This is a genomic window from Streptomyces sparsus (assembly GCF_054776295.1).
Map to the genome: position 1 here is coordinate 1 of NZ_BAAHCA010000116.1, position 9,040 is coordinate 9,040.

General features: G+C 69.8%; 8 protein-coding genes and 2 pseudogenes. 5 read left to right on the forward strand and 5 right to left on the reverse strand.

From position 1 onward, the window contains the following. Nucleotides 1-39: 39 nt before the first annotated feature. The 4 genes and pseudogenes from ACYVE9_RS08990 to rlmN form a co-directional block, all read right to left on the reverse strand. Nucleotides 40-1,143, reverse strand: coding sequence for a VWA domain-containing protein (locus ACYVE9_RS08990; RefSeq protein ID WP_461027226.1), 1,104 nt, complete (start codon nt 1,141-1,143; stop codon nt 40-42). Next, nucleotides 1,106-1,915 (reverse strand): annotated as a pseudogene (locus tag ACYVE9_RS08995) (ABC transporter permease); the annotation flags it as partial. The pseudogene ACYVE9_RS08995 and the gene ACYVE9_RS08990, both read right to left, overlap by 38 nt. Before the next feature lie 98 nt (nt 1,916-2,013). Continuing rightward, nucleotides 2,014-3,090, reverse strand: coding sequence for a thiamine ABC transporter substrate-binding protein (locus ACYVE9_RS09000; protein ID WP_461027220.1), 1,077 nt, complete (start codon nt 3,088-3,090; stop codon nt 2,014-2,016). 210 nt (nt 3,091-3,300) lie between these two features. After that, nucleotides 3,301-4,407, reverse strand: a complete 1,107-nt coding sequence (gene rlmN, locus ACYVE9_RS09005) for a dual-specificity RNA methyltransferase RlmN (RefSeq protein WP_461027221.1) — start codon at nt 4,405-4,407, stop codon at nt 3,301-3,303. Nucleotides 4,408-4,671: 264 nt separating this feature from the next. Here rlmN and ACYVE9_RS09010 point away from each other — a divergent pair, with 264 nt between their 5' ends. Beyond that, on the forward strand, nt 4,672-5,460 hold the full coding sequence (locus tag ACYVE9_RS09010; protein WP_461027222.1) for an NUDIX domain-containing protein: 789 nt from the start codon (nt 4,672-4,674) through the stop codon (nt 5,458-5,460). Here the strand turns inward: ACYVE9_RS09010 and ACYVE9_RS09015 are convergent. Then, nucleotides 5,444-6,451: an XRE family transcriptional regulator gene (locus ACYVE9_RS09015; RefSeq protein ID WP_461027227.1), complete on the reverse strand. Its 1,008-nt coding sequence runs from the start codon at nt 6,449-6,451 to the stop codon at nt 5,444-5,446. The two genes, ACYVE9_RS09010 and ACYVE9_RS09015, sit on opposite strands and share 17 nt — an antisense overlap. An 810-nt stretch (nt 6,452-7,261) precedes the next feature. On the opposite strand from ACYVE9_RS09015, the gene ACYVE9_RS09020 reads away from it, so the two are divergent. From ACYVE9_RS09020 to ACYVE9_RS09035, 4 genes and pseudogenes are all read left to right on the forward strand, one after another. Then, nucleotides 7,262-7,519, forward strand: a complete 258-nt coding sequence (locus ACYVE9_RS09020; RefSeq protein WP_461027223.1) for a DUF6284 family protein — start codon at nt 7,262-7,264, stop codon at nt 7,517-7,519. Then, the gene (locus ACYVE9_RS09025; RefSeq protein WP_461027224.1) at nt 7,516-7,974 is read left to right on the forward strand and encodes a hypothetical protein; all 459 of its coding nucleotides are present in this window, start codon (nt 7,516-7,518) and stop codon (nt 7,972-7,974) included. Before ACYVE9_RS09020 ends, ACYVE9_RS09025 begins: the two co-directional genes overlap by 4 nt. After that, nucleotides 7,971-8,972 carry a DUF2637 domain-containing protein gene (locus ACYVE9_RS09030; protein ID WP_461027225.1) on the forward strand — a complete coding sequence of 334 codons (1,002 nt, stop codon included), beginning with the start codon at nt 7,971-7,973 and terminating at the stop codon, nt 8,970-8,972. Before ACYVE9_RS09025 ends, ACYVE9_RS09030 begins: the two co-directional genes overlap by 4 nt. Then, nucleotides 8,969-9,040: pseudogene (locus tag ACYVE9_RS09035) on the forward strand (RRQRL motif-containing zinc-binding protein); the annotation flags it as partial. The gene ACYVE9_RS09030 and the pseudogene ACYVE9_RS09035, both read left to right, overlap by 4 nt.

Here is a 9,040-nt window from a genome sequence, read left to right on the forward strand (position 1 = left end):
GTCGCGGGGCCGGTGGCCCGGTCGCGCGGGCGGCGGCGCTCAGGCGGCGGGAACCGGAAGCGGGCGCTTCTCTATCGCCGCCGCCATGACCTCGGGAAAGTGGTCGGGAGTGCAGGCGAACGCGGGCGCCCCCAGCGCGGCGAGCGCCGCGGCGTGCTCCCCGTCGTACGACGGAGCGCCCTCGTCCGAGAGGGCGAGCAGGGTGACGAACTGGACGCCCGCGCTCTTCATCGCCGCGACCCGCTTCAGCATCTCGTCCCGGATACCGCCCTCGTAGAGGTCGCTGATCAGTACGAGCACCGTTTCGGCAGGCCGGGTGATGCGCGACTGGCAGTAGGCGAGCGCCCGGTTGATGTCCGTACCACCACCGAGCTGGGTGCCGAACAGCACGTCCACCGGATCGTCGAGCTGGTCGGTGAGGTCCACGACGGAGGTGTCGAAGACGACCAGCCGGGTGTTCAGCGAACGCATCGAGGCCAGGACCGCGCCGAAGACGGACGCGTACACCACCGAGGCCGCCATCGACCCGGACTGGTCGATGCACAGCACGATGTCCTTCTTCACCGCCTGCGAGGCGCGGCCGTAGCCGATCAGGCGCTCCGGCACGATCGTGCGCTGCTCGGGCAGGTAGTGCCGCAGGTTGGCGCGGATCGTGCGGTCCCAGTCGACGTCGCGGTGCCGCGGCCGGTTGACCCGGGCGGTGCGGTCCAGGGCACCGGTCAGGGTCGCGCGGGTACGGGTGGCGAGGCGCTTCTCCAGTTGCTGCACGACCTTGCGCACCACCGCCCGGGCGGTCTCCTTGCTCGTCTCCGGCAGCGCGCGACCGAGGGAGAGCAGCGTGCCCACCAGGTGCACGTCGGCCTCGACCGCCTCCAGCATCTCCGGCTCGGCGAGCATCGCGGCCAGGCCGAGCCGGTCGATGGCGTCCCGCTGCATGACCCGCACCACGGAACCGGGGAAGTAGGTGCGGATGTCACCCAGCCAGCGGGCGACCCGGGGAGCGGATCCGCCGAGCCCCGCGGTGCGCTCCTGCCCGTACACCTGGGAGAGCGTGCGGTCCATGGCGGCGTCCCGGCCGGACAGTTCGCACCCGGTGCCGTCGGCCCCCTCCGCCCCGCCGAGCACCAGCCGCCACCGCCGCAGCCGCTCCGCCGTGTCGGCGGACCGTCCACGCGTGCACTGCCAGCAGGGCCAGCACCGCGGCGAACTGGAGCACGGTGAGCACGGCCGCCGTCGGCAGGTCGAGGAACTGCGCGGTCTGCCGGTAGATCTCCACTTCCAGCGTGGCGTAGCGGGCGCCGCCGAGGATCTGCACCACACCGAAGGAGGTGAAGGTGAACAGGAACACCATCAGCGCCGCTGCTGCCACCGCCGGCGCCAGGGCCGGCAGCGTCACCCGGCGCCAGGCGGCGAACCTGCCGGCGCCCAGCACCCGGGCGGCCTCCTCCTGCCGCGGGTCGAGCTGCGACCACAGGCCGCCGACCGTGCGCACCACCACGGCGTAGTTGAAGAAGACGTGCGCCAGCAGGATGGCCCACACGCCGCTGTCCAACCGGACACCCCAGAGATCGTCCAGCAGGCCGCCGCGACCCAGCAGGCCGAGGAACGCCGAACCGACCACCACCGTCGGCAGTACGAACGGCACCGTCACGACGGCCCGCAGCAGTTGCTTGCCGGGGAACTCGAACCGCGCGAACACGTAGGCGCCGGGCAGCGCGACCGCCAGCGTCAGCACGGTGGACGCCACCGCCTGCCACAGCGTGAACCAGACGACCGAAGCGGTGTCGGGCGCCGCCAGCACCTCCATCGCGCGTGCCGGGTGCCACCGCTCGTCCTCGAAGAGACCGCGCGCCACGATCGCGGCCACCGGGTAGCCGAAGAAGACCGCGAAGAAGCCGAACGGCACCACCAGCAGCCCGAGGCGGACCGCGGTACGGCGCCGGGCAGCCCGCGCCGACGCGGAACGCGCCCCGGCCTTCCTGGCAGGGCGCGCCCCGGGAGGACCGGCGGGGTCTACTTCAGGAGCGAGGACCACTGCTTGACCCACTGCTCCCGGTTCTGCGCGATCTTCTCCGGCGACACGCTGTGCGGGTCCTCGATCTGCTCGCCGTACCGGGCGAACACCTCCGGCAGCTCCACGTCGTCGCGCACCGGGTTGACGAACATGTTGAGCGGCATGTCCTCCTGGAACGTCCGGCTCAGCAGGAAGTCCAGCAGCGCCTTGCCGCCCTCGGGGTTCTTCGCCCCGTCGAGCAGGCCGGCGAACTCGATCTGGCGGAAGCAGGTGCCGGTGGAGACGCCGGTCGGTGCCTGCTCGGGCTCCTTGTCGTCGCCGTAGACCACCTCGACGGGCGGGCTGGAGGCGTAGGAGACGACCAGCGGCCGGTCGCCCTTCTTCCGGCCGGCCGCGGAGCCGGTGAACCGCTCGTTGTACGCCTGCTCCCAGCCGTCGACCATCGCGACGCCGTTCGCCTTGAGCTTCTTCCAGTAGTCCTGCCAGCCCTGCTCGCCGTACGCGCCGATGGTGGCCAGCAGGAACGCCAGGCCGGGTGAGGAGGTCGCGGCGTTCTCGACCACGAGCAGGTCCTCGTAGCGGGGGTCGGCCAGATCGTCGAGGGTCTGCGGCGGCTCCAGCTTCCGGTCGGCGAAGTAGGCACGGTCGTAGTTGACGCACACGTCACCGGTGTCGATCGGGGTGACCCGGTGGTTGTCGGCGTCGAGCTGGACGTGCTCCGGGACCTTCGCCAGGCCCTCGGCCCGGTGGGCGGTGAACAGGTCGGCGTCCAGTGCCTTGGAGAGCATGGTGTTGTCGATGCCGAACAGCACGTCGCCCTGCGGATTGCCCTTGCTGAGGATCGCCTGGTTGACCGTGGTGCCCGCGTCACCGCCGCGCAGCACCTCGATCTCGTAGCCGGTCTCCTTCGTGAACTGCTTGAGCACGTCCTTCGACGCGGCGAAGGAGTCGTGCGAGACGAGAGTGACCGTCTTCGACTTCGCCTCACCCTTGCCCGCGTCGTCCGTCCCTCCGCACGCGGACAGTGCCGCGAGCGCGAGGGCGGTGGTCAGGGCGGTGGCTGTGGTGCGCTTCATCGAGCTGCTTTCGAATACGGGCGCGCACGAAAGCAGCACGAGAGAAGTGCCGAACTTCCTACCCAGCATGACCTGGGCGAGGTTCGAGGGTCTGCGGCCCCTGCGTGGCTGACCACGCTTGCCGCACTCTCAGCGCTGCTCGCGCTCCCCTGTCGGATCGGTGTCGATTTTCGGTTGTCCGTATGTTCTTTCGAACGATACCAGCCGGTCTCAGCGCTCGGTCGCGGCCAGCTGACCGCACGCCCCGTCGATCTCCTGGCCACGGGTGTCCCGGACGGTGACCGGCACCCCGTGCAGCTGGAGGGTCCGCACGAACTCCCGCTCGTCCTCGGGCCGGGACGCCGTCCACTTGGAACCGGGGGTCGGGTTCAACGGGATCAGGTTGACGTGCACCCGCTTGTTCTTCAGCAGCCGGCCGAGCAGGTCGGCCCGCCACGCCTGGTCGTTGATGTCCTTGATCAGGGCGTACTCGATGGAGATGCGGCGGCCGGACCTCTCCGCGTACTCCCACGCGGCGTCCAGGACCTCGCGGACCTTCCAGCGTGTGTTCACCGGCACCAGCGTGTCGCGCAGCTCGTCGTCCGGAGCGTGCAGCGACACCGCGAGGCGGCACTTCAGCCCCTCGTCGGCGAGTCGCAGCATCGCCGGCACCAGACCGACCGTGGACACCGTGATGCCGCGCTGCGACAGGCCCAGCCCGTCCGGCTCCGGGTCCGTCAACCGGCGGATCGCGCCCAGCACCCGCTTGTAGTTCGCCAGCGGCTCGCCCATGCCCATGAAGACGATGTTCGACAGGCGGGCCGGCCCGCCCGGCACCTCCCCGTCCCGCAGCGCCCGCATGGCGTCGACGATCTGGTGCACGATCTCCGCCGTGGAGAGGTTGCGGTCCAGACCGGCCTGCCCGGTCGCGCAGAACGGGCAGTTCATGCCGCAGCCCGCCTGCGAGGAGATGCACATCGTCACCCGGTCCGGGTAGCGCATCAGCACCGACTCGACGAGCGTGCCGTCGTGCAGACGCCACAGCGTCTTGCGCGTCGTGTCGTCGTCACAGGAGATGTGCCGCACCACGCTCATCAGGTCCGGCAGCAGCTCCGCCGCCAGCCGCTCCCGGGAGGCGGCCGGGATGTCCGTCCACTGCGCCGGGTCCTGCGCGTACCGCGCGAAGTAGTGCTGGGACAGCTGCTTGGCGCGGAACGGCTTCTCGCCGATCGCGGCCACCGCCTCGCGGCGCTCGGCCGGGCTGAGATCGGCAAGGTGCCGCGGCGGCTTCTTGGCCCCGCGCGGCGCGACGAATGTGAGTTCTCCGGGCTTAGGCATAACTGCACCAGTGTCGCAGATCTATTTCGGTGACCTGCGGTCGAAGCTTCGGATGGTGGTCGTCGACGGTCGTTGTAGGTCGTCGTCGGCCACCCTCGGACGGCCCGCAGACGGCCCGGCAGATGGGCCGCCACCTGCTGCGATAAGGGGCCGTGCAGAATCTCAAGGCCCCACTCTCTCACCTTCCCATCCAACACCGGAGGCACTGTGAGATTGGGCTACTACGCTGGTATGCACCACCTGAGAACGGAGAGTGCTCCACGGATGGGACCGAAGACGACGAAGGTCTACGAGACGCTGCGCGATCGACTCGCAACGGGCGAGTACGCCCCCGGCGACAAGTTCCCCTCGGAACGGGCGCTCGCGGAAGAACTCGGTATCGGCCGTACCGCGCTGCGGCAGGTACTGGCCCGGCTCCTCTCCGAGGGCGCCCTGGAGGTTCGGGGGCGGAGTTCATACCGAGTCCCAGGTGCGGTGAGCGTCACAGCACCTGAAGGGCTAGAGCCGTGGCGCATCCATGGCGAGCGGGACGTCTACGACAACCGGTGGGTAAAGCTTCAGCTCTGGGACGTGGAGCCGCCCGGCGTGAAGCGTTTCGAACATCACGTGGTGAAGCTGCACCACGTCGCTATCACCGCCGTTCTGGATGACCAAGACCGCGTCCTGATGATGTGGCGGTACCGCTTCGTTCCGCAGCAGTGGGGCTGGGAACTCCCGGGCGGCATCGTGGACGAAGGGGAGAGCCCGTCGGACACAGCCATGCGGGAAGTGGTGGAAGAGACCGGATGGCGCCCGAAGACCGTGGAGCACGTTGTCACGTATCAGCCCATGGTCGGAATGGTCGACTCACCGCACGAAATCTTCGTAGGGCATGGGGCTGAGCGCGTGGGCCCCCCGACGGACCTCGAAGAGGCGGGACACATCGAGTGGGTACCGCTTTCCAACGTGGCGGGGTTGATGGCGCGCGGTGAGCTGATGGGCTCCGGCACCCTCGTTGCCCTCCTGCACATCCTCGCGAGCAGGGGCAAGCAGGGGCTTACAGCCGCGCCCTGAGCAGATCGACACGACGGCGCTGCCGCACGGACCCGGTGCGGCTCGCCAAGAGCCGCGCCTGTTGAAGGTGGGCGTTTGCGTCGTCGTACTCGGCTCGCGCAAGGTGCGCTTGCGCGAGGTCTGTGTGGATACCGGCCTGTGCGCGGACGAAGGTCGGGTCCACCACCTCCAGGGCGTCATACAGGCTGGTGACAGCGTCGCCGTCACCGAGCAGCGCAAGGACGTTGCCGCGCCAGCGAGCGAGGTGGGCACCGTTGAGGAAGATGCTCAACATGTCCGGGTCCCGGTCCTCCGGGCCCGGCGGAATACTTGCCATAGCCGCATCAAGAGCGCGACGGCAGTCGTCGGGCAGTCCAGCATGGGCGCACATCTCGGCTTCCGCCGCGTACAGCCACGCCCTGAGACGCAGGGACCCGGCCTGACCGAGGGTGCGCTGCGCGTCGCGAACCAGCTCGATGCCGAGTAACGGCCGGCCAGCCTCACACAGGACGTACGCCTGTTCCGCCATCGCGTGAGCGAGGTACATCGGCGCCTCAGCGTCGCGCGCGGCTCGCTTGGCTAGTTCGTAATGCCGCCATGCCCGCTCGACCGCCCCCGAGTCAATCGCCTGCCACGCGGCGAGGGTGGACGCGCCCGCGAGTGCGAGCGCCACGGGCCGCCGCGCGCCGGGAAGCACCGCGAAGTTCAGGGCGTCCTCCAGGGCGGAGAGGTGCCCCGCCATTTGGTCGACGAGACCGGCCGCGCCCAACTGGCGGTCCATGGTCCGCAGCAGTTCCGTCTGAGCGTTGAACGCCTGCACCATGGACTCGCCGACGCTGCTCGCTGAGTCGATCCTGTTGAGCAGCTCTGCATAGCCGTCGGTCACCTGCGGTGTGTCTGCGAGCGAGCCACCCCGCAACTCGGCATCCGTGGCACCGAGAAGCTGCCGCAGGATCGCCGCGTAGCGGTCCGAGATCGACCGCTTGTCGTTCTCCCACTCCGACACGTACACCCGCAGACTCGCGGTCGACGCCACATCGGTGACATGCCGTCGGGCGTACTGCTCGATCTCGCGAACCAGCCGCTCCTGAGACCAGCCACGCGCCGTACGCGCGCTTCGAAGTCCTGTACTCACAGGCCACCGTCCGACGTTGGGTCCACTCACCGACCCATCCAGCATGCCTCATATCGCCGCAGGTCAACAGGGGTTAACCCGTCCCTTAACAGGCTTGCGGTGAAGCGCTGTTGGCTACCGGCACCCCTGCCCGCACGGGTCTTCTAGAGGTGCACCGGAACAGAAAACGCCGCCCTCAACGGCGGAGCCCTTGACTCTGGTGCGCACCAGATGCTTTGCTTCTGGTGCGCACCAGAACACGGAGTCGCTTCCGATTCCTGGTGCGCAAGCAGAGGGCGGGGACGCTGCAATCCCGCTAAAGGCCAGGTAGGACGCAATGGGCTTCGGCCCGACTGGCGAGGTGGCCCGGCGACCGCGAGCAACGGCCGGAGGGTGGGGGCGTGGCCCCCCTTGCAGTGCTTCACCCCTGTTGACCTCGCCGAAAGGACGCCTGATGTACCGACGAAAACGCTGGGCGCCACCGTTACGGACCGGTCGGCGGCGCCTGGACAACATGCACGGTCCACCACGGCTCGCAGCACGTCACGCTGCGGCCGACTGCCTCTCCTGTCCGTCCGTTCCGCGCGCTGCGTGACGACGTACGGACGGGAGTGCGGGGAGTCGGAACCGACTTCAACGGCGAGCGGCTCCCGGGGTGCCACCCGGGAGCCGCGTTCGGGCCGTTCCACGCTGAAAGGAACACGACCCATGAGGAACATCGTCGCACTGGCGGCGGTCGGTGCGCTGAATGCGGAGCCGACCGCTGCTGAGCTGGACGCCATCGAGCGCGAGATGCCCGTCATTGAGGCGGAAGTCGAGCTGCTGGATGCCCAGATCGCCACGCTCGACCGGCCGCGCAACGACCTCGACACCCGACGCATCCGCCGCGCCCGCCGCCGGGTCCTGGCGGCCCGCCGGCACCTCACCGCCTGCACCGACGACCGCCGGTCGGGAGGTGCGGCATGATCCGCTTCGTCACCGATGCTCACCTGCGCGAGCTGGAGCAGGGGACTGAGCAGGCGCGGGCGTCCGCTCGTGAGGCTCAGGGCCATGCGGCGGAGGTGTGGCGGTGCCACGTCCAGCGCGTGCGCGACCTGACCGAGCGGGCGGAGATCGCGGAGGGTGACGCGGCGGTCCTGCGCGAGGACGTGGCCTTCCTCCAGGCCGCGCTGAAGGAAGCGACCGCGGCGGTTGACGGTCTGGAGGCGGAGGTGTCGACGGCGCGTCGTGCGGCGGTGGAGCCGGTGGCGCTGCTGCTGCGTTCAGGGGTGCCGCACAGTGTTCACGGCAGTATTCAGGCCGCCAAGGAACACGCCGCGCTCCACGGCGCCAGCCCGTCCGGGTGGACGCCGCAGACCGACTCGAGCACCGTTTCCGATTGGCTGGTCATGCCGGTCCGCCGGGACGGGGGCGGGTCGTGAACGCTGTTCAAATCCGTTCAGCAGACCGCGCCCTGTCCGTCGGCACCTGGCTCATCGTCGGCGGCGCCATGCTGTTCTCGATCCTCACCGTCACCCCGCTCATGGCCAAGCACACCCCCGACGGATGGGCCTGGACGGCCCCGATCCTCCCCCTCGTAGTGGACGCAGCCGTCGTCATCGTGGTCCGCCTCGACGCCGTGTTGGCCCGTCTGGGTGGGCATGGGGGCCGGTGGCCGGTGGTGCTGCGGTGGATGACCGGCTGCATGACCCTCGCCCTCAACGTCGCCGACTCCGCGTTGAAGAAAGACCTAGTCGGCGTGGCTGTTCATGCGGTGGCGCCGCTGCTGCTGATCGTCACCGCAGAGACCGGACTCGCCTACCGCCGCGCCATCGCCGCCGCCCTGACCGCCCACGAAGCCCAGCAGCGCGCCGAACGTGAAACGCGCGAACGGGCCGAGGTTGAGCGGCGGGAGGCGGCGGAGCGGCGGGTGCGCGAGGAGCGTGAGCACGCCGCGATGCTGGCGCGTGAACAGCGTGAACACGAGGCGCGTCTTGCCCGTGAGCAGACCGAACGTGAGGAAGCCGCCCGCTGTGCGGAGCGGGCTGAGCAGGAGGCGCGGGAGCGGGCGGAGCGGGAGGCTCGTGAACGCCGTGAACGCGAGCGTGAACAACACCAGCGCGAGCGTGAACGCCTCGAACGCGAAGCCACCCAGCGGGCCGAGCGGGAGCGGCTAGAGCGCGAGCAGGCAGCGCGCCGGCAGCAGCAGGAACGGGCCGAGCGTGAACGCCGTGAACGCGCCGCCCTCCTGTCCGGCGGACCGGTGAACACCAAGCTGCCTGAGCCGGAGGCGCGCCGGATCGTGCACGCCGCGTTCGGTGAAGGGCTGCCGGTGCGGTCGGCTGCGGAGTTGTGCGGCTGGTCGATCGGCTGGGTCTCCAGCCGTTACCAGGAGCACCGCGACGGCGCCGGACTCGTCCTTGAAGGCGCCACCTCATGAGCACCCTGCCCGTCTACCGGTGGCGGCTCGCCCCGGACGGCTACGCCACCCGGCGGCAACTGCGGGCG

Excerpts from the sequence above, each read along its gene's own strand:
- ACYVE9_RS09000 (WP_461027220.1), bottom strand. The coding sequence starts at position 3,090 with ATGAAGCGCACCACAGCCACCGCCCTGACCACCGCCCTCGCGCTCGCG.
- rlmN (WP_461027221.1), bottom strand. The coding sequence starts at position 4,407 with ATGCCTAAGCCCGGAGAACTCACATTCGTCGCGCCGCGCGGGGCCAAG.
- ACYVE9_RS09010 (WP_461027222.1), top strand. The coding sequence starts at position 4,672 with ATGGGACCGAAGACGACGAAGGTCTACGAGACGCTGCGCGATCGACTC.
- ACYVE9_RS09020 (WP_461027223.1), top strand. The coding sequence starts at position 7,262 with ATGAGGAACATCGTCGCACTGGCGGCGGTCGGTGCGCTGAATGCGGAG.
- ACYVE9_RS09025 (WP_461027224.1), top strand. The coding sequence starts at position 7,516 with ATGATCCGCTTCGTCACCGATGCTCACCTGCGCGAGCTGGAGCAGGGG.